Genomic DNA, 26,176 nt, shown 5'->3' on the forward strand with positions numbered 1-26,176 from the left:
ATCTTGTTTATAATTGATTGTTAGTCAATAATTGAATTGCTAAATTTTTATTTGGAAATTTAACAGGCTTATCTACTTATTAGATGTTCTTATTATTTTACCCTAATACCTTGTGTAATAAAAGAAAGTCCTTGTTGCCCCATGGTAGAATTCATAATACCTTCAAACAATGGTTCAGAACAGTTTTTTGGTATTTTCCAATCAAACATAAAATTAGAGCCAGTGCCTCCAGAAATATCAATTTCATGAATAATTATTTCGGCAGTTTCCATGGGTGCCAAATAAATAGGATTTTCAAAATAGTTTCTTATTGATTTTCCGTGTGTATCAAAATATTCTGCTTTTAAAACGTAAATAGTATCTGTATCACTGGTGTTTCTTAAACTTACCATAGCTGTTAAATTATGGGTTTTAAGATCTGATTTACTGTAAATTTGAGAGTAAATTGATAGATACGATTTACCAAACTCTAAAGAGTCTTTCTGACTTAAATTGGCTGTTCTTTTAGACCAATTCTCAGAATGAATAGCGTCTGATTTCTTTGGCGAGTTACAGCTTAAAACCAGTAATACTATGAATAATACTATAAAATTTTGCTTCATTTTTTAGGTGTGTTGTATATTAATTACTTGAACCCATATTTAACTTGTATGCCATAACGGTATTATGAAAAAATGTAGGAACCAGTAAGGTTTGGGTTTCTGGAATATAATCTATATCTGCAGCATAAATAGATTGCTCTGAGGTATCTAAAAGTAAGGCTTTGCTCCAATCTTTGGCATTTACATAAAACAGTTGACCTTCCCATCCTGAAACAATAAAATCGCCATTTTCTAAACGCACAATACCATCACCCGTGTTTATACCTTCGGTTAACTTATTAAATGCGTGGTCTTCATTACTTACTAAACCAAAAATAGATGCTTTAAAATCTGCATAATATATACCTTCTTTTTGCCATAATAAACCGTTAAGCCTTTGTCCGTTAGAATTAGATGCTTCAACAGATAAGACTCCGTTTTCTAGTTTATGAATTTTATTTGAATTAGATCCCGAGAAATATACTACTCCCTGCGGACTTATAGTTAAATCGTTCAGTTGGGGATTATCTTCAACAGTATATTTGTTTAGAATTTTACGGTTTTGTATATCTATTTCTACTAAATCATCAATGTCGTTTACATACAATTTCCCATTATAAATACCCATTCCTTTTGGTGCGCTTAGTCCCTCAACCCATTTTAATTCCGTTATTTCACCTTTTGTATTTATAGTTGAAATAAAACCATTACCATCTTTTTCCCATGGTTTACTATTAACATTAGCAACATAAATTGTTTTAGAAGCTTCATCATATAAGACAGATTCGCAAGTTGTTAGCAAAGTATCCGTTTCCCAAATTAATTCTAAACTGGGTTTAATGACTTTTTCTGGTGCGTTAACTAATTTTTTAGTATCCTTTTTTTTGTTACAAGCAATAATTGAAAGGGCAATACATGTTAGTAAAAATAAATGTTTTAAGCTCATATTAATAGAATTTATACTTAATAAAATTTAGCTGTTACTCCTTTGTTTTTCAGAAACAAATTATAAAAATACTAAGGTATTAAACCTTTTTAACCTAAGAAAATTGTAGTTTAACAATTTCATAAGGGTTGTATTACATTTTTTAATAAAATTACTGCTAATTAACCAAAACCAACCCAATATGAAAATTTTAGTGACCGTTTTAATTTTATCATTCACAGGCTTATGTGAAGCGCAATTTATTTCAAATGATGGTGAGTACCATTTTGCGGCAGGAGCAGTAATATCTGCAGGTACTTATGCCATTGTATATTCTTCAACAAAAGATAAAAAGAAAGCTTTTTGGTATAGTTTAGGCGCCTCTACTTTGGCGGGTATTGCAAAAGAAGTTATTGATAGTACCGAAGAATATAACAGATTTGATGCAGGTGATATGGCGGCAACATCGCTTGGCGGATTAACAGCTACTGTAACTCTAAGTCTTTTTGTTGGTAAAAATAAAGCCAAAAAGCGTAAACAAGCACTGCTAAATTACTAGCTTTTTAACAATCTCTTTAGTTGGTAAAATGGCCTTAGTATGCTCTATACTGGGGCCAGCAACCCAAACAGTTTTATAGGTTGCTTTAGTAGCTGCATTTTTAGTGGCATTCATACCTATTGAAAAACGAATCATTTTAACCCACTTTTTTAGTTTTCTATTTTTATTAAGTAGATTTTCAATCCACGTAGCTTTAGTTCCTATTTTTTTTACATAAGGTGTGTTAATTACGGTGCAAGGTGTACCAGAAATACGCTCAGTCATCACAATGTCTTTAGCTCCATAATCTACACAGGCTTGTTTGTATTCATTGGTAACTTGGGCTTCAACCGATGCTATAAACGGACTGCCAACCGATACTCCTGCGGCTCCATAACTAAGCATTTTATCAATATCTGCTTTACACCCAACACCCCCAGCCGAAATTATAGGAATGTTGCAATTAGCAACTAATTGAGTAATTAATGCTTTAGGTGATATATTGCCTCTATGCCCGCCAGCTTCATTATTAACGGCAATTATAGCATCTGCACCTAATGCTTCAACTTTTTTGGCAAACTTTAAATCTACAACATCACAAAATACTTTAATACCTGCCTTGTGTGCTTGTTTAATGGTTTCTTCTGGGCTACCTAAAGAGGTTATAATAAAATCGCAACCTTCCTCACAAATAACTTCTAATTGCCCTTTGTATTTAATGTTTGACTTATTAACTATTAAGTTAAATCCAAACGCGCCTCCTTCTACTTTTTCTTTTTTAAGTGTTTTAATGGCTAAACGCAACTCATCTAAGGTTCTGTAATTAAGTGCGGGAATACAACCTGCTATACCACTTTTCATGGCTTCTGTTACCATATCTACATTAGACACTAAAAACATGGGAGCCTGAATTATAGGATGCTTTATTTTAAGTAATTCGGTTAACGCTATAGACATTTTATAAGGATTTATACAAATATAAAAATATTATGCACGCATAACAACTAATAATCAGTTAGTTACCATATTAGCAAACAACTTTAAACATAAACACTTGAAAACATGATAATTATCATTTTTATATTATGCGCGCATAGTTAATTTTGATAAATCAATTTATTATAAACTACACTGCCATGAAAAAAACAATTATTGGTTTGTTTTTGTTAGTATTAAGCTTTCAAATGAACTCGCAAACTATTGCATTACCAGACACTTTTATTTCTTTAAATTATGAATATCTAGAAGCTTTAGAAATAGATAATGAGCCACTACGCGTAAAAAAATTAGAAAAAACTGTTCTAAATTATAACAATAAAGAAATTGCTGATTTATGCGATACTGATAAAGATGTTGTTAATGTTTCCTTTTATGTTGATAATTGTAACATCATAGCTTCTTACGATAAAAATGGAAAAATAATTAAAACTATTGAAAAGTATAACAACGTAAGATTGCCATTATCTGTTATGCAAGCTATTGCAAAACAATATCCTGATTGCGGAATTGTTGAAGACGTGTATTTAGTTAAATATCAAAGCAATAACAATACGGTAAGAAAAGAATATAAAGTAAAAATTAAAAGTAAAGACGAAATATTAACTGTTAAAACCAATGAAAAAGGAGACTTTATTTAATTTATAAAGCGGTAATATCCACATTTTAAATAAGCGCCTTCTGGAAAAGAAACCGGATGGTCTACATCATGAAGGGTGTTTAAAATATTTTTAAATGCCCTTTTTTGATTGTTTAAAGTTTGAAGGTTAATGTCAAAAAAAGATTGAGCCAATACCCTTGATGAACAAGAAGCTAAAACCAAAAGTCCGTTTTTAGCCGTTAATTGCTCACCTAATTTGGCTAATTGGGCGTATTTCTTTTTTGCTAACTCAATTTCAGATTGTTGTTTTGCAAAACTTGGCGGATCTATAACAACTACATCAAACGTTTTATTATTAGTTATTAGCTTTTTCAATTCAACAAAAGCATCACCCGCAATAGTAAAATGTTTGCCACTATAGTTATTTAATTTACCATTTTCATAAGCAATTTCTAGGGCTTGTTTGCTTATATCTAAACTGGTAACTTCTTTAGCGCCGTTGTATAGTGCATGCACCGAAAATCCGCCAGCATAAGAGAACACATCTAAAACCGTTTTATTTTTACTGAATTCTCCAACCCTTTTTCTGTTGTATCTATGATCTAAAAAATACCCTGTTTTATGACCTTTAATGACGTTTGCTGAAAATTTTACACCGTGTTCAACAAAGGCTACTACGTCATTTTTTAGAGTCCCGAAAACAACATCACCATCTTTTAATTGGTGGTTTTTAGACTGTTGTAAAGTTCTGCTTAAACGCATTACAATAGTTTCTGCTTTTGATACTTTTTGTAAAGAATTTAAAACTGTTTCTAAATAAGGCAACCAAATTTCAGAATACAATTTTACCACTAAAACGTTATTATAAACATCGGCAATAAGCCCAGGGAAACCATCATTTTCGCCAAAAATCAATCTATAACTATTAGTATTAGTTTCTAATAGTGGTAATCGTTTTTGAAAGGCTTGTTCAATTTTATTTAAGAAGAAAGATGCATTGATTTCTGCTGCTTCAAAATGCATCATTTTTATTCTAATTGGTGAGTTTGCATCATATAAACCCAAGCCAATAACTTTGTTTTTACGTTTACTGAAAATGATGGCTAAATCTCCCGTAGTTGCATCATCATTAATTTTTACAATACTGTTAGAAAATACCCATGGATGTTTTTTGGTAACAAACTGTTCTCCCTTAGCGTTTAGTTTTACTGCTAAACGTTTTGAAGTATTTGTGTTTTTAATGTGATTTGTAAACACAATTATTTTTTCAATAATTCTAAAGTTTTTTTACGATGAATTTTACCTGATAAGGTTTGAGCAAACTTAGGCAAATAATATATTTCTTTGGGTACTTCATATTTATCTAACACATCAAAAATTGACTTATCAATAGTGTTTTCTTCACCTTCAATTACCATAATTAACTTATCACCCAAGGTATCATCGTGCAGAGAACCAATAAAAAATTCTTCCTTAATTTTTCCTCTTAACTTCATTTCTATTTGCTCTGGGTATAAATTAATTCCTCCAGAAATAATCACATTATCATACCTACCTAACCAATCAAATGTGGTTTCAGAATAAATTTCAACAATATCATTAGTAACTACTTTTTCATCCGTTAAATTAGGAGCTTCTATTACTAAGCAATTACGGTCATCTTTTGAAACTGTAACTCCAGGAAGCGTTTTAAAATATTTTTCTGTGGGTTCTCCTGTAAAATTATTCAACTTTCTAACAGCAATATGAGAAACCGTTTCTGTCATTCCAAAAGTTTCATAAACCTGCGTTTTCTTGTCTTGAACTAATGCTTTAATATGGTCTGAAACACGCCCACCACCAACAATAGCGGTTTTTAAAGTTTTTAAATGCTTAGCAAAATTTTTAAGTTGCATAGGTGTAAAAGCACAAAAATCATAGTCTTTTTCTAAATTAATTCTTGGACTTACAGAGGGTCTAACCATATCTAGTTCTAAACCTAAAATAATAGCCCTAACAATCATCATTTTGCCAGCTATAAAGTTAGAAGGCAAACAGTTTAAAACCTTTTTACCTGGAGATAAATTAAAGAAATCTCCTGTTGCTATAGCAGAGTTTACCATAGCTTGTTTTTTAATTTTTAGTTTTTTAGGTTTTCCGGTAGAGCCTGAGGTATTTACAGCTACATAATCTTTATTATCTAACCAATCTAACAAAAAATCTCCTAGTTCTTGTTGATAAGGTTCTCCTTCTTTTACATAACTGTAGGCTACTTCCATAAGGTCATCATAAGAGTAATGATGACGCTCTAACTTAAATCTATTATGAACTTTGGTATAATCTGGTATCATATTTTTATTCTAAAATTTTGTAATCTTCACTTGGTGGAGGTGTTACGCTTCCAAATAATTTATCTTTCCAATTGGTCCATTTATATTTTTTAGAAAGAATAAAAAGCAATATAGGAAACACCACAAAAACAGGGAAGAAAATTTCCATAAAACCTATTTTTTCGGGGTCTGACATATCTTTTAAAACCGAATGTGTTTGAAAAGCAGTCCAATCGGCAGTTACTAAAAGGGCTGTAAACAAATTGTTAGCAGCATGAAAGCCAAGAGCCAATTCCATACCCTCATCCATAAGAGTTATTATTCCTAAAAACAAGCCTGTACCTATGTAATACACCATAATTACATAGCCTAATTTTTCTACCTCTGGGTTAGCTATATGAAGTAAGCCAAAAACAGTTGATGTTGTAATAAGAGGTATCCATTTATTTTTAACAATAACCCCAATACCTTGCATTAAATACCCACGGAACAAATACTCTTCAAAACTTGTTTGTAAAGGCACCATGACTATGGCTATAATACAAAGTATTAAAAACGGTACTAACTTAAAGTTAAGTTGATAATCTTCAGGAGACACAAAATATTCACCTAATGTAAAACTACTAGAAATTACACCCCATAAAATGAAAATAAACAAAAAACGTTTCCAATCAATCTTTTTTCTGCTTGTTGTTAAATGAGTTAAGGTTTGTTTATGCAAATACTTTGACACTAATATTACAGCTAATAAACCAACTGCAAATGATAAAAGCATTAAAAACAAACTTAAATTAGGCTCTAAAAGTGATAGTAATTTAGACTGGTCTAAATTGGTCATATCACCTCCATTACTAAAGGCCTTAGCTAAAACCGCTACTGTAAAAGGTATTTGTCCAATAACTACCCCTATGGAAACAATTATAACACCTACTAAATACCGCCACCAATCATGTAAAACATTAAATGCCTGAGCTATATACATTCTAATAATTTTAAGTTAAAAGATCTAAATTCCAAGTTTGCTTTTTATTATAGCGCAAGTTACCATTTTTTACTTGTAATGGGCTATCAAAATTATTTGTAAATAAACTTCCGGTACCCAAACCTTGTGGTAACTTGCTCTGCTTTATATAAGTATATTGCGCTATAGCATTTAACCCAATATTACTCTCTAATGCGCTGGTAATCCACCAACCTGTTTTATTTTGTTCTGCAATATTAATCCATTCATCACTTCCTTCAAAACCGCCTACTAAACTAGGCTTTAATATTATGAATTGCGGATTTATAGTTTGTATCAATTTACGCTTTTCTGTTACAGAAAACACGCCTATTAATTCTTCATCTAAAGCAATTGGCAAAGGTGTTTGTTCACAAAGTTTTGCCATGGCTTCTATCTGCCCCTGCTTAATTGGTTGTTCTATAGAGTGTAAATTAAATTCTGAAAGTATTTTTAATTTTTCTAATGCTTCGGAAGGAGAAAAAGCACCGTTGGCATCAACTCTAAGTTCAATTTCTTTTGAAGTGAATGATTGACGAATAGATTTAAGTAAATTACATTCGGTTTGAAAATCGATGGCGCCGATTTTCATTTTAATACAAGTGAAACCAGCTTTAATTTTATCTTCAATTTGCTGTTTCATGAATGCTTCAGCCCCCATCCAAATTAAACCATTTATAGGAATACTGTCTTCGCTTTGCGTAAATTTAGAAGGAAACAATTGAAAATTATCTTGGGCCTGTAAGGATTTTAAAGCCATTTCTACTCCAAATTGAATGCTAGGAAATTCAATTAATTCAGATAATAAGTGCTTTAATGGTAGATTTATATTTTTACAAACCCATTTGAGTTTCTCTTCATAATCTGGTCTATCATCTGCAGAGAGTCCTCTAAAAAGTCCGCACTCGCCTATGCCTTGTTTACCATTTAATTCTAAAATAAGAAACCAAGTTTCTTTAGTTTTTAAAATGCCGCGTGAGGTTCCGCTAGCTTGTTTAAAATTAAGAATGTACTTTTTGTATGAAGCTTTAATCATTTATAGTTCAATAAACTCTCCTATATTAAGAAGCATGAGGTCTTTTCCTTTTTCAAAAAATTTTCTTTTGGCGGTATCGTGGTCTATTTCAATATAACCAAAGGTATCAAAATGACAGCCTAAAACTTTATCGCATTCAACAAAATCACTTGCTACAATAGCATCATCAATACCCATAGTAAAATTGTCTCCTATTGGCAAAATGGCTAAATCTAATTTAGTTTGCATAGGTATTAATTTCATATCAAAAGTTAATGCCGTATCGCCAGCTATATAAATATTTTTGTGTTCTCCTTCAATTACAAAACCACCGGGTTGCCCGCCGTAACTTCCATCTGGAAATGATGATGTGTGTATGGCATTTACGTATTTAAGGGTTCCAAATTCAAAATTCCATTTACCTCCGTGGTTCATGGGGTGGCCTTCTATACCTAAATTACCAAAATGAGTTACAATTTCATAATTTGAAATAACTTTAGCTCCAGTACGTTTGGCTATAGCTTCTACATCTAAAATATGGTCTTGGTGCGCGTGAGTTACAAGAATATAATCTGCTTTTAGAGTGTCTATATTTATTTTAGAAGCTAATGGATTTCCTGTAATAAACGGATCTACAATAATGTTAACATCTTGTATTTTAATACTAAAACTAGCATGACCTAAAAATGTAATTTTCATTTTTTCAAAAGTTTAATTTTATACAGAAAAGTACAAAATAATTTTACATTAAATGTCCTATTCCCATTAGAATTGCCATAAAAAAAGTTGTTAAGGCTATTTTTTTTAATTCGGGATCTAATAATTTAGGATTGGTATTTTTATTAACTCTTTTTAAATGAAGTATTAGGGGAATATAGGCTGGTATGAAAATTAAATTAAAAGGAGAGGTATAATATAATATTCCGAATAAGCCAGATAAAACAATAGCTGAGATTATTAGGAAAAAATGATACCGTTTTACTGCTTTTCTTCCAAGCTTAACTGCCAAAGTAATTTTGTTAGATTTTTCATCTGAAACAATATCACGCATATTATTTAAGTTTAATACAGCTGCACTTAACAAACCTATTACACAAGCTGGTAAAAAGGTAACATGATGTATGGTTTTTGCGTATAAAACATAACAACCGCAAACACTTACCAATCCAAAAAACAAAAACACAAATAAATCTCCTAAGCCTCTATAGCCGTATGCGTTACTTCCAACGGTATAGCGTATAGCAGCCATAACACATAAAACCCCTAAAACAAAAAAGAGCATTGTTAATAAAAAATACTCAACCCCAAAGGATGCAAATATTAAAGACACCGCCAACGCAATGGTTATTAAAACATTTATTTTAATTGCGTTAAACATTTCTTTAGGAGAAATTTCACCAGATTGAATAGCTCTATCAGGACCAATTCTTTCGTCATTATCGGTACCTTTTACGCCGTCTCCATAATCATTAGCTAAATTTGATAAAATTTGTAAGCTTAAAGTGGTTAAAATAGCCAAAACAAATATTAGCCAACTAAAATAGCCATTATACGCAGCTAAACAAGAGGCAATTAAAATTCCTGAAATTGATAAAGGAAGCGTACGAAGACGCATAGCAGAAACCCAAACAGAAAAACGCTTCATATTATGGAATCCATTTTTTTTCAAAGTTAGGCGCTCTTTTTTCTAAAAATGCATTACGCCCTTCTTTAGCTTCATCTGTCATATATGCTAATCTTGTGGCTTCACCAGCAAACACTTGCTGTCCTACCATACCATCATCAGTTAAATTCATTGCAAATTTAAGCATCTTAATAGATGTAGGCGATTTTGCTAATATTTCTTGAGCCCATTGATATGCTGTTTCTTCTAGCTCATCGTGCGGAATAACAGCATTTACCATACCCATATCAAACGCTTCTTGTGCAGAATAATTTCTTCCTAAAAAGAAAATTTCTCTGGCTTTTTTCTGTCCTACCATTTTAGCTAAATAGGCCGACCCATAACCTCCGTCAAAACTGGTAACATCGGCATCAGTTTGTTTAAAAATAGCATGCTCTTTACTTGCAAGCGTTAAATCACAAACTACATGCAAACTATGTCCGCCACCAACGGCCCAACCAGGTACTACTGCTATTACTACTTTAGGCATAAAACGAATTAAGCGTTGAACTTCTAAAATGTTTAAACGATGATAACCATCTTCTCCTACATATCCTTGATGGCCTCTAGCCTTTTGATCGCCACCACTACAAAATGAATAGACACCATCTTTAGTAGATGGTCCTTCGGCAGATAATATTACCACCCCAATATTTACATCTTCATTGGCATCATAAAAAGCATCATAAAGTTCACTAGTGGTTTTAGGCCTAAAAGCGTTACGTACATTAGGTCTATTAAATGCTATTCTAGCAACACCATTACATTTTTTATAGGTAATATCTTCATATTCCTTTGCTGTAACCCAATTTGCAGTTTCCATTTTTTGTTGTTTTCGTCAAAAATAAATTTATTTCAACAAATAGCTTACTATTAATTAAATAATTTTGTTCTTAAAAAATTATGAGTATAACTATAATATTATGTTAATATTATGCATCTGTTAAAAATGAATAATTAAGTATAAATACGTATTGTTATGTAGTATTTTATTTAATACTTTTGTAATCAAATTAATTTACAAGAAGTTATATTTGTATTTTATCGATAAAAAATGTATTTTTAACGAAAACCATAATCCCCAATGCCTATGTTATTAACAATTACTCTAATTATTTTTTCTCTTGTTTTTATTAATTTTTTACTGTTAAAATTTAGCGTTAACAAGACTAAAAAGACTTCAAGGGCTAACAAAAAGCCTATTGTTGTACTGAACCCTCAAATTTCGTTAAGAAGTTCTGAAGAATTAGCTCCAACAGGAAGTTAATCACCATTTTATTGGTGTTTTTCCAATACTTTTAATAAAAGTATTAGCTTTAGAAAAGTGTCTATTCCCAAACCAATACCCTCTATTTGCACTTAATGGGGATGGGTGACCTGAAGTTAATACATGATGTTTTGAAGCATCAATTAATTTTACTTTCTGCTTAGCAAAACCTCCCCAAAGCATAAAAACAACATCGCTTTTATTCTCACTAATTATTTTTATCACTGCATCGGTAAACGTTTCCCAACCCTGTTTTTGATGACTCCCTGCGTTATTTGCTCTTACTGTTAATGTGGCATTTAATAGTAAAACACCTTGTTTAGACCATCGCAATAAATCACCACTTTTGGGGTAAGGAATGCCTAAATCGTTTTCAATTTCTTTAAAAATATTAATCAATGAAGGTGGATGTGGCACACCATCATGTACTGAAAAACACAATCCATTAGCTTGCCCTGGCCCATGATATGGATCCTGACCAATAATTACCACTTTTACATCGTTAAAATGACAGTAATTAAACGCATTAAAAATCTTTTTACCAGGTGGGTAACAAGTGTGATTTTTATACTCATACTTTACAAAATTCACTAAATCTTTAAAGTAAGGTTTATTAAACTCAGGTTCTAAATAGGGCTTCCAACTTTGGTGTATATCTACATTCATATCATTTATTTCAAAAACGAAACTAAAATAATATTATCTTCGGGGGAAATAAAAATATTTTAGATTGAAAAAATTAAAGTTTCCTACAGCACAAACAATTTTATTAATTATTGCTGCGTTAACTGCAGTTCTAACATGGGTAATTCCTTCTGGTAAATTTGATACTTTAACTTATAACAAGTCTGAAAATAAGTTTATTAGAACAAGTTTAGGTAAAACAGAAACCTTAGAAGCTTCTACAGAAACCTTAAAACAATTAGAAATTAAAATTCCTCTTGAAAAATTTACAAATGGTGATATTTGGAAACCTATTAGCATTCCCAATACTTATAAAAAAGTAGAAGCCACCCCACAAGGAATTGTTGCTTTTATAAAATCTCCTATAAAAGGTATTATTGAAGCCTCTGATATTATTTTTCTTGTACTGTTTATTGGCGGGCTAATTGGAATTATGAATTATACAGGCGCCTTTGATGCTGGTATATCTTGGCTTGCAACAACTTTAAAGGGGCATGAATATGTTTTAATTATTCTTGTTACCACGCTTATTGCTGTTGGCGGAACCACTTTTGGACTTGCCGAAGAAACAATTGCCTTCTACCCTATTTTAATTCCCATTTTTTTAGCAGCTAAATATGATGCTATGGTGGCCTTAGGCTGTATATACATTGGTTCTTCAATTGGTACTATGTGTTCTACTGTAAACCCTTTTAGTGCTATTATTGCTTCTGATGCTGCTGGAATTAACTGGACTACAGGTTTAACTGCAAGAATTGTTATGTGGGCAATTGGCTTAACAATTTGTATTATTTACATTTTAAGATATGCTAAACGCGTAAAAAATGATCCTACCAAATCGATAATATATGATCAGAAAGAGGATATAGAAGCCTTATTTAAAAAAAATATTAGCTCCTCAATAAAACTAACTCCTAAATTAACTCTAATATTAACGGCATTTGCTTTATGTTTTATTGTTATGGTAGCTGGCGTATCTCTTTTAGGTTGGTGGTTTGAAGAAATGATAGCCGTATTTTTTGTTGGAGCCATTTTAATTGGAATTATAGGACAAATAAAGGAGTACACTTTTGTTGATACTTTTGTTAAAGGAGCTGGTGATTTATTAGGAGTAGCCATTATTATTGGTATTGCAAGAGGTGTTTCGGTACTTATGGATGATGGTCAAATTAGCGACACCATGCTGTATTATGCTAGTAACGTTACAAATGGTATGAATAAAGGCGTTTTTATAAACGCCATGTTATATATATATGGAGGATTATCCTTTTTTATTCCATCATCATCTGGAATGGCCGTTTTAACCATGCCAATAATGTCTCCGCTTGCTGATGGTGTTGGAGTTGGTAGAGAACTAATAGTTAATGCTTATCAATACGGTATGGGGTTATTTGCTTTTATAAATCCAACCGGATTAATTTTAGCATCATTAGCCATTGTTAAAGTTGGTTATGATAAGTGGCTTAAATTTGTAATGCCTTTGGTAATTATTTTAGTAATTTTTACTATGATTGTATTAACTGTTTCGGCTTATTTATAAAACTAATTTAAAATACTAGAAAGTAGTTCTTTTAGTAAATCGCCTTGCGGAACAGCATTTGCATCAACACCTTTACTTTTTACATCAAATTTTCTTAAAGTTGCCACTACTGCACTTACTTTTCGCATGGGGTAGTTTCTTGCTGCTGTGATATATTCGTTTACAAAATATGGGTTGATTTTTAGCGCAGAAGCTACGCTTCTAGGTGATTTATCTTTTAACCCATGAAATTGCAGTAATTGTGAAAAGAAATTAAATAATAACGATACTGTGACAACCATGGGGTTATCTTTGGGGTTTTCGGCAAAATAATTAATTATTCTATACGCTTTTACAGCATTCTTCTCTCCTATGGCTTTGCGTAATTCAAAATTATTGAAGTCTTTACTTATACCTATGTTTTCTTCAATATGTTCTGGAGATATTTGCGTTTCTTTTGGTAAAATAATTTGTAGTTTTTCTAATTCATTATTTATTTTACTAAGGTCTGTACCCAAAAACTCCACCAACATTTGAGCTGCCTTAGGGGTAATGGCGTATCCTTTGGGAGATAAAACACGCCTAATCCAATCGGCTACTTGATTTTCATAAAGCTTTTTACTTTCAAAAACAACGCCTTTCTTTTTTAAGGCCTTATAAAGTGCTTTACGTTTGTCTATTTTTTTATATTTATAGTTGATAACTAGAACCGTTGTTAGTTGCGGATTATCGGCATAAGCAGCTAATTTTTCAATAGTTCTAGAAAGGTCTTGAGCTTCTTTAACTATAACTACTTGATGTTCTGCCATCATAGGGAATCTCTTGGCATTACTTACAACATCTTCTACAGTAACATCACGACCATACAATACCATTTGATTAAACCCACGTTCTTCTTCAGTTAAAACATTATTTTCAATAAAATCAGAAATCTTATCTATATAATAAGGTTCTTCGCCCATTAAAAAATAAATGGGTTTTAACTTTTTGTTTTTTATGTCGGATACTAATTGTTTGACTTCGTCCATTGAAAAAAATTCACCAAATTTGCGTAGTGCAAAAACTTAATTTTTCTACATATTCGTTTCGTTTCAAAAGTAACGAAAATAAAATTTCTATTTTCGATTGCATTCGTAAAAAGTTTGTGATTTTACAACCCGAGGAATGGGTACGCCAACACTGTGTTCAATTTTTAATTCATGAAAAAAACTATCCAAAATCATTAATTAATGTTGAAAAAGAATTGATAGTTAACAACTTAAAAAAACGTTATGATATTGTAGTTTTTAATACCGATGGAAGCATTCATTTAATAGTAGAATGCAAAGCGCCTAACATTGCAATTAAGCAAAGTACTTTTGACCAAATTGCGAGATATAACTTGGTTTTAAATGCTAGCTATTTAATGGTAACTAACGGATTAAATCATTATTATTGCCAAATGGATTTTAAAAAAGAGTGTTATAACTTTTTAAGAGATATACCTAGTTACGCAACATGAAAATAGCCGTAGTTATATTAAATTGGAATGGGAAAACGTTGTTAGAACAATTTTTACCTTCGGTTATTACACATTCTAAAGAAGCAACCATTTATGTAGCAGATAATGCATCAACAGATGATTCTGTTACTTTTATTGAAGAAAACTACCCATCTATTCAAATTATTCAAAATAAAGAAAATGGTGGTTATGCCAAAGGTTACAACGATGCTTTAAAAAATTTAAATGAAGATATTTTCTGTCTTCTAAATAGTGATATTGAAGTTACTAAAAATTGGTTAACCCCTATTTTAAAAACTTTTAAAGAAGCCCCCAACACAGCAATTATTCAACCTAAAATACTAGATTACAAGCAAAAAAACTATTTTGAATATGCTGGAGCTGCAGGTGGTTTTATTGATAAATACGGCTATCCGTATTGCCGCGGTAGAATTTTTAATACTATTGAAAAAGACAACAACCAATACAACGATACTATTGATATATTTTGGGCATCTGGGGCTTGCTTATTTATTAGAAACCAAGTTTTTAATGAACTTAATGGATTAGATGCCTCCTTTTTTGCTCATATGGAAGAGATTGACCTTTGTTGGCGGGCAAAAATTATAGGTTATCATATTAAATATGTGGGGGCTTCTAAAGTGTATCATGTTGGTGGTGCTACATTAAAAAACTCTAACCCACAAAAAACATTTCTTAATTTTAGAAATAGTTTATTTATGCTCACCAAAAATGCTAGCAAAAATTTATTTTATATTATTTTAATACGCCTTATTTTAGATGGTGTTGCAGGACTTAAATTTTTATTTGAACTAAAACCTCAACACACACTTGCCATCTTAAAAGCGCACATAAATTTTTACTTAAACTTAAAACAACTACTACAAAAACGAAAAACCTTAAAAAACACTCTAAAACATTATCAAAGAACATCCATAGTTGTTGATTATTTCATAAATAAAAAGACAAAATTTAAAAGTTTATAATTAGAACGCAAAAGTTTTGTTAACATTAGTAATTTACGTGGTTTTTTACATATTTTTGTATTAGAAATTTAGATAACATTAATCCGTGTAATTTTCTTATAACCTATTATGAAAAAACTTTTATTATTAAGCTTATCATCTCTATTAGTATTAAGCTCATGTGTTTCTAAAAAAGAATACACTGCACTACAGGAAAAACAAAAAGAAACTCAAGATTTATTAAACTCTGCTACAGTTAAACTAAACTCATGTTTAGAAGAGAGAGCATCGGCATCAGCTAGAGCAGAAGCTTTAGAAGAGCAAATTGCAGACTTACGTAAGAATAACGAAAACTTACAAGTATTATCGAGTAAAAGTGCAAGCAGTATTGAAAAAACGCTTGAAAGCATAAAAGAGAAAGAGCTTAAAATTAATCGTCTTCAAGATGCATTAACTAAAAAGGATAGTGTTACTTTAGCTTTAGTAACTAGTTTAAAACGTGAAGTTGGAATAAACGATCCAGATATTGAAGTAAATGTAGAAAAAGGTGTTGTATTTATTTCTATTGCAGATAAATTATTATTTAAAAGCGGTAGCTATATTGTAACTTCAAAAGCAAAAGATGTTTTAGCTAAGGTTGCAAAAGTAATAAACAGCAAACCTGAATTTGAGGCTATGATAGAAGGTCACACAGATAACGTACCTTACAGAAAAGAACCTTTATTAGATAACTGGGATTTAAGTGTTAAACGTTCTACATCAATTATTAGAGTGTTACAAGACTTAGGTGTAAACCCAAAACAACTTATTGCAGCAGGACGCGCAGAATATGTGCCTTTAGTTGATAATGATACTGCTGAAAACAGAGCAAAAAACAGACGTACACGTGTGGTTGTGTTACCAAAAATCGATCAATTCTATGATATGATTGAAAAAGAAATGAAAAATCTTTCTGCTGGTAACCAATAATCGATACTTTAAAATAAACAAAAAAGCTCAACCTTTGGTTGGGCTTTTTTTTTGTTTTTTTTTTAGTTTTATACTACCCAAAACTATAACACATAATATATAAAGACATGAAAAAAACCTACTTATCGGCTACGGCCTTATTTATTATGTCTATAACTTTTGCACAACATGCATTTGTTATTGATAATTTTGAATTTGACCCTACACCTAATTATATAACAACAGGTGATTATTTTAACAATTCTAAATCTTACTTTGGTGTTACCACACAAAATGACGCTGATGTTGATGTTGATAGAGCCGGCGTTCACTTTTTTGGTGCTCAACAACTTAATGCTGGACCACATATACTATCTTATAATCCTATAGATATTAGTGGTGTCAATGAAATTACTGTAGCTTTTGCTGCAGCAGAAGACGATGCCAATGTTGGAGAAGACTGGGATGCCAACGACGATAAAGTAACTTTTCAATACAAAATTGATAATGGTGTATGGCAAAATATTTTTGTTTTTACAGGTTCTGGCACAGATACAGCTCCACAACTTGACACAAATTTTGATGGTGTTGGAGACGGAACTACATTAACAGATGAAATGCAAGATTTTGATACCGTAATATATAACTCAGGAGGTACTGGAGAAAAATTATACTTTCAAATTGTTTTTAATGGTTTAACCGAAGAAGATGAAGATTTTGCTTTAAGTTACTTTAATATAATTGCTGAACACGATTTATTTCCAAAACCAAGCATTACTTCTCCTAGTGACCATGCTCAGTACCCTAACGGAACTGAAAGTGTAACTATTAATTACCATATAGATAATACAGCAGACGCTGCCGAAATTTGGGCTAATGATTCAAAAATAGCAGACTTAACTACACTTTCAGGAAATGGCTCTTTTAACTTACCTGTTTCAGACAATACAGGATATAACTATACTATTTATGTTTTATTTGACGGTTATGCAGTTGATTCTGCTTCTAGATATTTACAAGTAGGAGATCCTCTTTCTGTTAAAAACAATGAAATAGAAGGTTTTAGCATTTACCCTAACCCTGTTAGCAATAATGTATTCACTATTTCTTCAGCTAGTAGTTTAGAAAAACAAGTAAAATTATACAATACCGTTGGGACACTAGTTTTAGATAAAATTGTTAGTAACAAACAACGTATTAATGTAAGCCATTTAAATGCTGGAATTTATATTTTAAGAGTTATAGAAAACAACAAAACGGCCACAAGAAAATTGGTAATTAAATAGTTGAACAAAACTATTTAAGTAAGAAAAGGAGTTGTTTAAACCAATCATGGTCGGAGATTTTTTCCGACCATGACTAACTTTTAAATATACCATTTTAGAACTACCAACAAAAGAGAAGAAATAATAAAAACTTAATTCTTTGTCTTTATTAAACTTGAACTCGACAATTGTGCTAAACTAAAAGCCGCAATTGCCATTACTAGGTCTCTTACTGCCACGTCTAAAAACGAACCACTAAAGATTAATGTTAAAGCAATTAATATTAACCACGCCATGACTACATAAGAACCAATAATTGGACGCATAAGCACTAATACTCCTGCAATTATTTCAATAATCCCTACAACAATCATAAAGGTTGATACTTCGAAAGGAAGCATATCAACCATACCTGATGAGAGGTATTGTGTCCATTCTGTTAGAATATTTGTAAACTTATCCAGACCAGCAACAATAGGTACAATACCAAATGTGTAGTACAATAATTTCTCAACTATTAAATTGTTCGATTTCATCTTAATCTATTTTAATTTGTTACACCCTTTGGATGCAAAAATTAATGTTAGGTTACAAAAAAGAACAAAAGGTTTAAAAAATAAATTATTGAAAAGTGATATAAACCATAGCCCAATATGTATATTACAAAAAGGATTCAGGTTATTATGAATATTGAAATAAATTATACAATAGACCTATATATTTTGATATCTATTACATAAACACCTAGATTAAATAGAAATAAAAGAATTAAAATTTAGGCTGCGATTTATATATATACTCCATAACGTTTACAACAATTCTATCGCATCTAGAATTACCAAATTCAAAAATATTTGTATAATCTGTTAAATTTAAGATTGAATCTTTAAGCATTGTTCTAGCTCTATGCAATCGCACTTTCACGTTGCTATTGCTTAAATCTAAACATTTCGATATTTCAGTTATTGCTAACCCTTCAACCTCTTTGAGCATATAAACTATTTTATACTTTTCAGGAAGTGTGTCTATTGCCTTTTCCATAAAACAAGAAGATTCTTTGTACATAGTTTTGTGTTCAGGGGTCATAATGTTTTTGTCTTCAATTTGTAATATATTTTCATCTTGTTGCAAGGCAATGGTTTTTATTTTAGAAGCCCTTCTTTTCCCTTGCAAAGCTTCGTTTATTCCAATTCGAATTAACCAAGTAGAAAACATAGCATCATTTTTAAATTGGTATAATTTTTCAAAAGCCTTAATATAAGTATCTTGCATAACATCTTCAACGTCAGACTCTAAATCTATATAGCTTCTGATTGTTCTAAACAATAGTTCATTATTTCGGCGCATAAGAATTTCGAATAACTCTGTTTCACCATTGAGTACTTTTTCTATTATTAACGCTTCTTCAAGTTCTTTTTTGGTTGTAGTGCTGGTATTCATAACGGTATTATTTCTAATTAGATGCAAAATCAATTTTTTGGTTACAAATTTTGTAACCTTTTTTTAAAGTTTTCATCTAAAGTGAACAAGACCATGAAAGGTCGATAACGTATTATATATTTAATTAATAATCTATAGTTTTGAATTATTTAGCTACTGTACTGAATAAAACATGGTTAACACACAATGTTTTTCGGTTATCTATTGAAAGACCAGAGTCTTTTACTTATCAAATTGGGCAAGCATTAGAAATATCATTACATAAAGATACGGAATTTTTAAAAGCACCTTTTACCATAACGAGTATTTATGAGAACGATAAAGACTTACAATTTATCATTAAAGTTTACACAGAACACAATGGAATTACTGTTGCGCTATCAAAATTAAAAGTAAACGACACCATATTAATTACAGATGCTTGGGATTCCTTTGCTTATAAAGGCAAAGGCGTTTTTATAGCTGCAGGATCTGGTATTACGCCTTTTATACCAATACTTCGACTCTTAAAAGAAAAAAATAAAATAGAAGATCATAAATTAATCTATGCCAATAGAACGGAGCACGATATTATCTTAAAACAAGAACTCGAAACCATTTTAGGAAATAGTTTTTATAACTTTTTAAGCAGAGACCACTTAAGTAAATATGCTTTCGGGCGAGTTGATTATGAACTACTTACTAACATTATTGACTCTACTCACCAATATTTTTATGTATGTGGACCAAAACCTTTCCTTGATAGTGTAAAAAGTGATTTATTAAAACTTGGTGTAAACAAAAATTTAATTCAATTAATTTATTAAAACCTTAAAGATGAACAGAAAAGAACGGCATGAAATCAATATTTTTTCTAACCATGAAATTCAAAATTTGGAAGCCATATCAAAACATGAAGAAAAATTAAAAACTATTGAATATCATTTCGCAAAGATTATGGAAGCATTAGGTTTAAAATTAGATAATCCAAGCCTAAAAGAAACCCCTAAACGTGTTGCGAAAATGTATATAAACGAAGTTTTTAAAGGTTTGAATGAGAAGAATTTTCCAAGTATTTCCTTTTTTGAGAACGTCAGTAGTTATCGTGAAATGATTTTAGTAGATAACATAAAGGTTTATTCATATTGCGAACATCACTTTGTGCCTTTCTTTGGAAAAGCCGCAGTAGCTTATATACCAAAAGACCGCGTTATTGGTTTGTCTAAAATAAATCGCATTGTTCAATTTTATGCTAGCAAACCTCAAATACAAGAAAAACTTACTGTTGAAATTGGTGAAAAACTGAAGATTTTATTAAAAACAGACGATATAGCTATTCATATTGAAGCCAATCATCTCTGTGTAGCTTCTCGTGGCGTTGGAGACGAAAACAGTTATACCAAAACAAATTTTTTTAGTGGGAAGTTTTTAAAAGAAAAAGAAAAATCCAGATTTCTAAATTCAATAAATAAAACTAAACTATTAATATAAAGAACAAAAAAAATGAAATATTTGTTTTATTAATATCTTTAGCATTTATTTAACAATGTTTAATTTTCGACTAAAAGTTTTTTATACAGTGGCAAGAAGGCTTAATTTTACTAAGGCTTCTGAAGAATTACTTATATCTCAACCTGCTGTAACCAAACACATAAAGGAGTTAGAAACTCGTTTTAATCTAGCTTTATTTGACAGGCAAGGAAATAAAGTTACATTGTCTCCAGCAGGTGAAGTATTGCTTAGACATACAGAGAAAATACATGAAATATATCGTCAATTAGAATTTGATTTAAATCAGCTTAATGCAACTTTACAGGGCACACTACATGTAGGATCTAGCACCTCTATTACTCAATACATTCTACCTCCTTTATTAGCAAAATTTCACAAAATTCACCAAGATGTTAAAGTTGAATTGTTTAGTGGCAATTCTGAACAAATAGAACAAGCTTTACTAAACAAAGATATTGAATTGGGAATAGTAGAAGGTAAATTAAAAAAACGTGAGATGCACTACACCCCTTTTTTAAAAGATGAGATTGTGCTTGTATGTAGTAGTAAAAATTCATCCATAAAAAAAGATGAAATTCTGCCAGAAGAGTTAAAAAACATTCCCTTACTTCTTAGAGAACCTGGTTCTGGAACCTTAGAAGTCATTGCTAATGCTTTAAAAGAAAAAGGTATTAGACTGTCTGATTTAATTATAGAAATGCAGTTAGGTAGTACAGAAGCAATTAAATCATATCTTCAACATTCAAATTGCATGGCTTTTGTATCCTTGCATACTATTTTTGAAGAATTACAAAATGGAGATCTAAAAATAATTGAAGTTAAAAAGATGTCCATTCCAAGACATTTTTATTTCATTAGACGACAAGGTCCTGAAGGAGGACTACCTTCTTTATTCATTCAGTTTTTAATTCACAGCTATAGGTCATAAGTTTTCTAATATCTTATATTTTCTAATAAGCTTTTCAAATTCATTTTAAAGAAAATTCCAACATTTTATTCATTGTATAAACAAACTCATGGTCATAACTTCTAGTTATTGGTAATAAGAATTTGTTATTTGAAATTCAATTACTTAGCTATTAGATTTGCCCCTAGATAAGCTACCCCCCTATAATATTGGGTATAATGCTTTTGAATGTATAATTTAAAAACAATAAAGATGAGTTTAAGAATTGGAGACAACGCACCAAATTTTACTGCACAAACAACAGATGGTGAAATTAATTTTCATGAGTGGTTAGGAGATAATTGGGGAATTATTTATTCCCACCCTGCAGATTTTACCCCAGTTTGCACAACTGAACTTGGAAGAACTGCACAATTAAAAGATGAATTTAAAAAAAGAGAAACTAAGGTGGCTGCTGTGAGTACAGATGATTTAAATTCCCATAATGGTTGGATTAATGATATCAATGAAACACAAAACACTAAAGTAGAGTTTCCAATTATTGCTGATGATGACAAAAAAGTTTCTACTCTTTATGGTATGATTCATCCTAACTTTTCTAGTACTTCAACAGTACGATCTGTTTATTTTATAGATCCAAACAAAAAAATTCAAGCTGTTATTACTTATCCTGCTTCTACTGGAAGAAACTTTGCTGAAATTTTAAGAGTGCTAGATTCACTTCAACTTACTGCTAAATATAATGTTGCCACTCCTGTAGATTGGGAAGTAGGACAAGATGTAATAATTCCTCCATCAGTAGCACAAGAAGATGTTGAAGCCAAATATCCTAAAGGTCATCGTATTATAAAACCATACTTAAGGTATACACCTCAACCAAATAAATAATTTAAGATTTAGTTATCTAAAATGGAATTTAAAAAGGGATTGAAAGATGGGCCGTTTAACAATGAGCTAAAGGAAAAACTTAATGATGTTTTGTCTGCGCTTAATTCTGAACAGTTTCATTGGTTAAGCGGCTATTTTTCAGGACTTATACAAGCGTCTTCAAGTAAAAAAGATATATCTCATAACGCTAATATAGAAGAGGATAAATCAAAAAAATTAAATATTTTATTTGGTAGTCATACAGGCAATAGTGAAGCTCTCGCATATAATCTTTTTGAGCAGGCGAAGGAAAGAGGCTTTGAAGTAGAGGTTTCGGATATGGCATCCTTTAAAACTAGAAATCTAAGTAAAGTTGAAAACCTAGCTATTATTGTAAGCACACATGGTTTAGGAGAACCGCCCGTACAAGCTGAAGCTTTTCATAAATATTTACACAGTAAAAAAGCTCCAAATCTTTCACACATTAACTTTTCTGTTCTAGGACTTGGTGATAGTAGTTATATTGATTTTTGCCAAACAGGTAAAGATTTTGATACCGTTTTAGAAAAATTGGGTGCTAAACGCCTCATTCCTAGACAAGACTGTGATGTAGATTATGAAGATAAGGCCAAAGAATGGCAACAAATATTTCTTGATCGTATTCAAGAAACCTCTAAAGCAATTTCAGTTAAAGGGATTAAAGTTAATAATACAAATTCTGACAGTGCAGTAAAATATTCTCAAAAGAATCTTTTTGAGGCCACTGTACTAGAAAAAATAAATCTGAATGGTAAAGGATCTTCAAAAGAAACAATTCATCTGGAGTTAGACTTGCAAGGTTCTGGGTTAAAATACGAACCAGGTGATGCCTTAGGGGTATACGGTAGTAATTCTATTAATTTAACAAAAGCTGTTTTAAAAGCTACTAATTTAACAGGAGAACAAATAGTAAAAAGCCATAGTGGAGAAAAAACCTTGTTAGAAGCATTAACTTATGATTATGAGTTAACGCCTCTAACAAAAAATACTTTAACTAAATACGCAGAGTTAACCAATAGCTCTGGTTTAAAAGCTAAATTAAAGGATAACAACACAATTACTGAATATTTACACGGGCGTGATATATTAGATTTGTTAGAAGAAGAACCGTATAATCTTTTACCAAATGAACTAATTTCTGTGTTAAGAAAAAACACACCACGTATGTATTCTATAGCGTCTTGTCAAGATGCTGTTGATAATGAAGTACATTTACTAGTATCTGTAGTTCGTTATAATGCATTTGGTAGAAATAAGGAAGGTTTATGTTCTGTAACGCTTGCAGACCGTTTGAAGATTGATGATAAAGTGAAAATTTTTATCGATAAAAATAGTCGCTTCAAACTTCCTGAAAATCCTGATATCCCAATTATTATGGTTGGACCTGGAACAGGTGTTGCACCATTTAGGGCTTTTATGCAACATATTGAAGTTTATGAAAAGAAAACACCTTCATGGCTTTTCTTTGGGGATCGAAATTTCACAACAGATTTTTTATATCAAACCGAATGGCAACAATATTTAAAAGAAGGTGTATTAACAAAAGCTGACGTTGCTTTTTCAAGAGACCAAAAACAAAAACAGTACGTTCAGCACAAAATGTTAGAAAATGGCAAAGAACTATATAATTGGTTAGAAAAAGGTGCGCATTTTTATGTTTGTGGAGACGCCCAAAGAATGGCCAAAGATGTGAACACTACATTAAAGGAGATAATTCAACAACAAGGAGGCTTATCTCTTGAAAAAGCGGAAGACTATATAAAAGACATGCAGCTATCCAATAGATATCAAACAGATGTGTATTGATTTCATACCAATTCTCTAACCCCTAATAAATATTTATGAACAATAAATTTGTACAAAATAATTTATCTGAAGACGAAAAAATAAAAACTAAAAGTAATTTTCTTAGAGGTACCATCAAAGAAAGCTTGGAAAATCCCTTAACGGGTGCTTTAAACCCAGATGATGTAAAGCTTATAAAATATCATGGTTCGTACCAACAATACGATAGAGATTTAGAGAGCGAGAGAAAACAAAAAAAGCTAGAGCCCTTATATCAATTCATGGTTAGAGTAAGAGTTGCTGGTGGCGTTACAACTCCAAAACAGTGGCTTGTACTCGATAAACTATCAAGTCTATATGGGAATAACACCCTTAAATTAACCACAAGACAATCATTTCAATTTCATGGAATTTTAAAACGAGATTTAAAACCAACAATTCAAGAAGTAAACAAAACGCTCTTAAGTACACTTGCAACTTGTGGCGATGTAAATAGAAATGTAATGTGTAACCCTAATCCGTATCAATCTCTTATTCACGAAGAGGTCTATGGTATTGCGCGTGAAATAAGCAATTATTTTCTACCTAAAACTACGGCATATCATGAAATATGGTTAAATAAAGAAAAGGTATCTAGAATTCCTGATGCTGAACCCATCTATAAACACACATATTTACCTCGAAAATTTAAAATAGCTCTAGCAATTCCACCTCATAACGATGTAGATATTTTTGCTAACGATTTAGGGTTTATAGCTATTGAAGAAAATAAAAAATTAATAGGGTTTAACGTTTGCGTTGGTGGCGGATTAGGAAGTACTTTTGGTAACAAATCTACCTACCCTAGGTTAGCTGATGTTATAGGTTTTACTCCAAAAAGCAGAGTCATTGAGGTAGCTGAAACGGTGATAGGAATTCAAAGAGATTATGGTAACCGGTCAGATAGAAAGCTCTCGAGATTAAAGCACACCATCGATGATAGAGGTCTAGAATGGTTTGTTAATGAATTAAATATCCGCCTTGGATGGAATATTGAGCGTCCTTATCCTTATAAATTCGTTTCAAACGGTGATAAATACGGTTGGTTAAAAGGAACAAATGATAAGTGGTATTACACGTTATTCGTTGAGCATGGAAGAGTAAAAAATAAAGAAGGTTATACATTAAAAAAAGCTTTAAAAGAAATAGCTGAAATACATAAAGGAGATTTTCGTTTAACAGGAAACCAAAATCTCATAATTGGAAATGTATCTAAAAACGATAAAGAAAACATTGAAACTATTTTAAAGCGTAATGGCATTATAAATAATAAGCTAACAGGGCTAAGAAAGAGCTCAATGGCATGCGTAGCTTTGGGTACATGTGGGTTAGCTTTTGCAGAATCTGAACGATATTTACCTTCTTTAATAGATAAACTTGATAAGATTATCTTAAAAAATGGACTAAAGGATGATGCCATTAACATTCGGATGACGGGTTGCCCTAATAATTGTGCACGTTCATCATTAGGTGAGATTGGTTTAGTAGGTCGCGCTATTGGACGCTATAATCTTTATTTAGGAGCTAGTCACAATGGAGATAGGTTAAATTCACTATATAAAGAAATGCTTTCAGAGGAGAACATTCTCAATGAACTAGAACCAATAATAAGCATTTATGCTAAAGAGAAAAAGAAACAGGAAACTTTTGGAGATTTTGTGATACGTAAAGGAATTATTAAGAAAACAAACCGTCCTTTACAGGTGCTTCAATAAAGTCTTAAAATTAGGTTCTTATAAAAACTCTATGAAATGCCGTAAAACTAATAACCCAAATCAGTAAATCTTTTCAAGTTAAAAAAGCATTAATATATTAACATATGTCCTTTTAA

General features: G+C 31.2%; 27 protein-coding genes. 13 read left to right on the forward strand and 14 right to left on the reverse strand.

Annotation, left to right across the window (positions count from 1 at the left end):
• Window positions 1-92 precede the first annotated feature (92 nt).
• Both BWZ22_RS15470 and BWZ22_RS15475 read right to left on the reverse strand, forming a co-directional pair.
• A complete protein-coding gene (locus BWZ22_RS15470) occupies window positions 93-602 on the reverse strand; it encodes a DUF3124 domain-containing protein (RefSeq protein WP_076701715.1) in 510 nt (169 codons plus the stop codon).
• Window positions 603-621: 19 nt separating this feature from the next.
• Window positions 622-1,527 carry a hypothetical protein gene (locus tag BWZ22_RS15475; protein WP_076701719.1) on the reverse strand — a complete coding sequence of 302 codons (906 nt, stop codon included), beginning with the start codon at window positions 1,525-1,527 and terminating at the stop codon, window positions 622-624.
• Window positions 1,528-1,708: 181 nt separating this feature from the next.
• Here BWZ22_RS15475 and BWZ22_RS15480 point away from each other — a divergent pair, with 181 nt between their 5' ends.
• Entirely contained in the window at window positions 1,709-2,065 is a 357-nt protein-coding gene (locus BWZ22_RS15480; RefSeq protein WP_076701721.1) for a hypothetical protein, read from the forward strand.
• Here the strand turns inward: BWZ22_RS15480 and BWZ22_RS15485 are convergent.
• Window positions 2,054-3,001: a nitronate monooxygenase family protein gene (locus BWZ22_RS15485; RefSeq protein WP_076701724.1), complete on the reverse strand. Its 948-nt coding sequence runs from the start codon at window positions 2,999-3,001 to the stop codon at window positions 2,054-2,056. The two genes, BWZ22_RS15480 and BWZ22_RS15485, sit on opposite strands and share 12 nt — an antisense overlap.
• 179 nt (window positions 3,002-3,180) lie before the next feature.
• Between BWZ22_RS15485 and BWZ22_RS15490 the strand changes: the two genes are divergently transcribed.
• The gene (locus tag BWZ22_RS15490) at window positions 3,181-3,681 is read left to right on the forward strand and encodes a hypothetical protein (protein WP_076701726.1); all 501 of its coding nucleotides are present in this window, start codon (window positions 3,181-3,183) and stop codon (window positions 3,679-3,681) included.
• Here the strand turns inward: BWZ22_RS15490 and BWZ22_RS15495 are convergent.
• The 8 genes from BWZ22_RS15495 to BWZ22_RS15535 form a co-directional block, all read right to left on the reverse strand.
• Entirely contained in the window at window positions 3,678-4,901 is a 1,224-nt protein-coding gene (locus tag BWZ22_RS15495; protein WP_076701729.1) for a class I SAM-dependent rRNA methyltransferase, read from the reverse strand. The genes BWZ22_RS15490 and BWZ22_RS15495 overlap by 4 nt on opposite strands.
• Window positions 4,901-5,971, reverse strand: coding sequence for an AMP-binding protein (locus tag BWZ22_RS15500; RefSeq protein ID WP_076701732.1), 1,071 nt, complete (start codon window positions 5,969-5,971; stop codon window positions 4,901-4,903). The genes BWZ22_RS15495 and BWZ22_RS15500 overlap by 1 nt, the downstream gene beginning before the upstream one ends.
• Before the next feature lie 4 nt (window positions 5,972-5,975).
• Window positions 5,976-6,932, reverse strand: coding sequence for a CPBP family intramembrane glutamic endopeptidase (locus BWZ22_RS15505; RefSeq protein WP_076701734.1), 957 nt, complete (start codon window positions 6,930-6,932; stop codon window positions 5,976-5,978).
• 10 nt (window positions 6,933-6,942) lie between these two features.
• Window positions 6,943-7,986 (reverse strand): o-succinylbenzoate synthase, encoded by a 1,044-nt coding sequence (locus tag BWZ22_RS15510; protein ID WP_076701737.1) that lies wholly within the window; start codon window positions 7,984-7,986, stop codon window positions 6,943-6,945.
• Window positions 7,987-8,664: a metal-dependent hydrolase gene (locus BWZ22_RS15515; RefSeq protein WP_076701739.1), complete on the reverse strand. Its 678-nt coding sequence runs from the start codon at window positions 8,662-8,664 to the stop codon at window positions 7,987-7,989.
• Between the two features lie 43 nt (window positions 8,665-8,707).
• Complete coding sequence (gene menA / locus BWZ22_RS15520) at window positions 8,708-9,610, reverse strand: 1,4-dihydroxy-2-naphthoate octaprenyltransferase (RefSeq protein WP_076701742.1); 903 nt, start codon at window positions 9,608-9,610, stop codon at window positions 8,708-8,710.
• Between the two features lies 1 nt (window position 9,611).
• Window positions 9,612-10,451 carry a 1,4-dihydroxy-2-naphthoyl-CoA synthase gene (locus BWZ22_RS15525; protein ID WP_076701744.1) on the reverse strand — a complete coding sequence of 280 codons (840 nt, stop codon included), beginning with the start codon at window positions 10,449-10,451 and terminating at the stop codon, window positions 9,612-9,614.
• A 444-nt stretch (window positions 10,452-10,895) separates the two neighbouring features.
• Window positions 10,896-11,561, reverse strand: coding sequence for a uracil-DNA glycosylase (locus BWZ22_RS15535; RefSeq protein WP_076701749.1), 666 nt, complete (start codon window positions 11,559-11,561; stop codon window positions 10,896-10,898).
• A gap of 64 nt (window positions 11,562-11,625) precedes the next feature.
• Between BWZ22_RS15535 and BWZ22_RS15540 the strand changes: the two genes are divergently transcribed.
• Window positions 11,626-13,119, forward strand: a complete 1,494-nt coding sequence (locus BWZ22_RS15540; protein WP_076701751.1) for a YfcC family protein — start codon at window positions 11,626-11,628, stop codon at window positions 13,117-13,119.
• Between the two features lie 2 nt (window positions 13,120-13,121).
• On the opposite strand, the gene holA is transcribed toward BWZ22_RS15540, so the two are convergent.
• Entirely contained in the window at window positions 13,122-14,126 is a 1,005-nt protein-coding gene (gene holA, locus BWZ22_RS15545) for a DNA polymerase III subunit delta (RefSeq protein ID WP_076701752.1), read from the reverse strand.
• Between the two features lie 26 nt (window positions 14,127-14,152).
• Between holA and BWZ22_RS15550 the strand changes: the two genes are divergently transcribed.
• The 4 genes from BWZ22_RS15550 (at window position 14,153) to BWZ22_RS16535 (ending at window position 17,798) form a co-directional block, all read left to right on the forward strand.
• Window positions 14,153-14,599 carry a type I restriction enzyme HsdR N-terminal domain-containing protein gene (locus tag BWZ22_RS15550; RefSeq protein WP_076702584.1) on the forward strand — a complete coding sequence of 149 codons (447 nt, stop codon included), beginning with the start codon at window positions 14,153-14,155 and terminating at the stop codon, window positions 14,597-14,599.
• Entirely contained in the window at window positions 14,596-15,585 is a 990-nt protein-coding gene (locus BWZ22_RS15555) for a glycosyltransferase family 2 protein (protein WP_076701754.1), read from the forward strand. Before BWZ22_RS15550 ends, BWZ22_RS15555 begins: the two co-directional genes overlap by 4 nt.
• A gap of 108 nt (window positions 15,586-15,693) precedes the next feature.
• Entirely contained in the window at window positions 15,694-16,533 is an 840-nt protein-coding gene (locus BWZ22_RS15560) for a flagellar motor protein MotB (RefSeq protein ID WP_076701755.1), read from the forward strand.
• 107 nt (window positions 16,534-16,640) lie between these two features.
• A complete protein-coding gene (locus tag BWZ22_RS16535; RefSeq protein ID WP_083692403.1) occupies window positions 16,641-17,798 on the forward strand; it encodes a T9SS type A sorting domain-containing protein in 1,158 nt (385 codons plus the stop codon).
• A gap of 131 nt (window positions 17,799-17,929) precedes the next feature.
• Here the strand turns inward: BWZ22_RS16535 and BWZ22_RS15570 are convergent, their stop codons facing one another.
• Together BWZ22_RS15570 and BWZ22_RS15575 are read right to left on the reverse strand one after the other, a co-directional pair.
• Window positions 17,930-18,313: a hypothetical protein gene (locus BWZ22_RS15570; protein WP_076701757.1), complete on the reverse strand. Its 384-nt coding sequence runs from the start codon at window positions 18,311-18,313 to the stop codon at window positions 17,930-17,932.
• Between the two features lie 232 nt (window positions 18,314-18,545).
• Window positions 18,546-19,217, reverse strand: a complete 672-nt coding sequence (locus tag BWZ22_RS15575; protein ID WP_076701759.1) for an RNA polymerase sigma factor — start codon at window positions 19,215-19,217, stop codon at window positions 18,546-18,548.
• A 140-nt stretch (window positions 19,218-19,357) separates the two neighbouring features.
• Here BWZ22_RS15575 and BWZ22_RS15580 point away from each other — a divergent pair, with 140 nt between their 5' ends.
• The 6 genes from BWZ22_RS15580 (at window position 19,358) to cysI (ending at window position 26,060) form a co-directional block, all read left to right on the forward strand.
• On the forward strand, window positions 19,358-20,023 hold the full coding sequence (locus BWZ22_RS15580) for an FAD-binding oxidoreductase (RefSeq protein WP_076701761.1): 666 nt from the start codon (window positions 19,358-19,360) through the stop codon (window positions 20,021-20,023).
• A 10-nt stretch (window positions 20,024-20,033) separates the two neighbouring features.
• Window positions 20,034-20,687 (forward strand): GTP cyclohydrolase I FolE, encoded by a 654-nt coding sequence (gene folE, locus BWZ22_RS15585; RefSeq protein ID WP_076701763.1) that lies wholly within the window; start codon window positions 20,034-20,036, stop codon window positions 20,685-20,687.
• Window positions 20,688-20,742: 55 nt separating this feature from the next.
• Entirely contained in the window at window positions 20,743-21,636 is an 894-nt protein-coding gene (locus BWZ22_RS15590; protein WP_076701766.1) for a LysR family transcriptional regulator, read from the forward strand.
• 231 nt (window positions 21,637-21,867) lie between these two features.
• Entirely contained in the window at window positions 21,868-22,503 is a 636-nt protein-coding gene (locus tag BWZ22_RS15595) for a peroxiredoxin (protein WP_076701768.1), read from the forward strand.
• Window positions 22,504-22,524: 21 nt separating this feature from the next.
• A complete protein-coding gene (locus BWZ22_RS15600) occupies window positions 22,525-24,327 on the forward strand; it encodes an assimilatory sulfite reductase (NADPH) flavoprotein subunit (protein WP_076701771.1) in 1,803 nt (600 codons plus the stop codon).
• A gap of 35 nt (window positions 24,328-24,362) precedes the next feature.
• Window positions 24,363-26,060 carry an assimilatory sulfite reductase (NADPH) hemoprotein subunit gene (gene cysI, locus BWZ22_RS15605; protein ID WP_076701774.1) on the forward strand — a complete coding sequence of 566 codons (1,698 nt, stop codon included), beginning with the start codon at window positions 24,363-24,365 and terminating at the stop codon, window positions 26,058-26,060.
• The last annotated feature ends 116 nt before the right edge of the window (window positions 26,061-26,176 follow it).

The sequence above is a fragment of the Seonamhaeicola sp. S2-3 genome (assembly GCF_001971785.1).
Lineage (GTDB): Bacteria > Bacteroidota > Bacteroidia > Flavobacteriales > Flavobacteriaceae > Seonamhaeicola.

Excerpts from the sequence above, each read along its gene's own strand:
- BWZ22_RS15475 (WP_076701719.1), bottom strand. The coding sequence starts at position 1,527 with ATGAGCTTAAAACATTTATTTTTACTAACATGTATTGCCCTTTCAATT.
- BWZ22_RS15575 (WP_076701759.1), bottom strand. The coding sequence starts at position 19,217 with ATGAATACCAGCACTACAACCAAAAAAGAACTTGAAGAAGCGTTAATA.
- BWZ22_RS15485 (WP_076701724.1), bottom strand. The coding sequence starts at position 3,001 with ATGTCTATAGCGTTAACCGAATTACTTAAAATAAAGCATCCTATAATT.
- BWZ22_RS15470 (WP_076701715.1), bottom strand. The coding sequence starts at position 602 with ATGAAGCAAAATTTTATAGTATTATTCATAGTATTACTGGTTTTAAGC.
- BWZ22_RS15590 (WP_076701766.1), top strand. The coding sequence starts at position 20,743 with ATGTTTAATTTTCGACTAAAAGTTTTTTATACAGTGGCAAGAAGGCTT.
- BWZ22_RS15480 (WP_076701721.1), top strand. The coding sequence starts at position 1,709 with ATGAAAATTTTAGTGACCGTTTTAATTTTATCATTCACAGGCTTATGT.
- BWZ22_RS15490 (WP_076701726.1), top strand. The coding sequence starts at position 3,181 with ATGAAAAAAACAATTATTGGTTTGTTTTTGTTAGTATTAAGCTTTCAA.
- cysI (WP_076701774.1), top strand. The coding sequence starts at position 24,363 with ATGAACAATAAATTTGTACAAAATAATTTATCTGAAGACGAAAAAATA.
- BWZ22_RS15535 (WP_076701749.1), bottom strand. The coding sequence starts at position 11,561 with ATGAATGTAGATATACACCAAAGTTGGAAGCCCTATTTAGAACCTGAG.
- folE (WP_076701763.1), top strand. The coding sequence starts at position 20,034 with ATGAACAGAAAAGAACGGCATGAAATCAATATTTTTTCTAACCATGAA.
- BWZ22_RS15600 (WP_076701771.1), top strand. The coding sequence starts at position 22,525 with ATGGAATTTAAAAAGGGATTGAAAGATGGGCCGTTTAACAATGAGCTA.
- BWZ22_RS15500 (WP_076701732.1), bottom strand. The coding sequence starts at position 5,971 with ATGATACCAGATTATACCAAAGTTCATAATAGATTTAAGTTAGAGCGT.
- BWZ22_RS15510 (WP_076701737.1), bottom strand. The coding sequence starts at position 7,986 with ATGATTAAAGCTTCATACAAAAAGTACATTCTTAATTTTAAACAAGCT.
- BWZ22_RS15505 (WP_076701734.1), bottom strand. The coding sequence starts at position 6,932 with ATGTATATAGCTCAGGCATTTAATGTTTTACATGATTGGTGGCGGTAT.
- BWZ22_RS15570 (WP_076701757.1), bottom strand. The coding sequence starts at position 18,313 with ATGAAATCGAACAATTTAATAGTTGAGAAATTATTGTACTACACATTT.
- BWZ22_RS15515 (WP_076701739.1), bottom strand. The coding sequence starts at position 8,664 with ATGAAAATTACATTTTTAGGTCATGCTAGTTTTAGTATTAAAATACAA.
- BWZ22_RS15525 (WP_076701744.1), bottom strand. The coding sequence starts at position 10,451 with ATGGAAACTGCAAATTGGGTTACAGCAAAGGAATATGAAGATATTACC.
- BWZ22_RS15560 (WP_076701755.1), top strand. The coding sequence starts at position 15,694 with ATGAAAAAACTTTTATTATTAAGCTTATCATCTCTATTAGTATTAAGC.
- menA (WP_076701742.1), bottom strand. The coding sequence starts at position 9,610 with ATGAAGCGTTTTTCTGTTTGGGTTTCTGCTATGCGTCTTCGTACGCTT.
- BWZ22_RS15555 (WP_076701754.1), top strand. The coding sequence starts at position 14,596 with ATGAAAATAGCCGTAGTTATATTAAATTGGAATGGGAAAACGTTGTTA.
- BWZ22_RS15595 (WP_076701768.1), top strand. The coding sequence starts at position 21,868 with ATGAGTTTAAGAATTGGAGACAACGCACCAAATTTTACTGCACAAACA.
- holA (WP_076701752.1), bottom strand. The coding sequence starts at position 14,126 with ATGGACGAAGTCAAACAATTAGTATCCGACATAAAAAACAAAAAGTTA.
- BWZ22_RS16535 (WP_083692403.1), top strand. The coding sequence starts at position 16,641 with ATGAAAAAAACCTACTTATCGGCTACGGCCTTATTTATTATGTCTATA.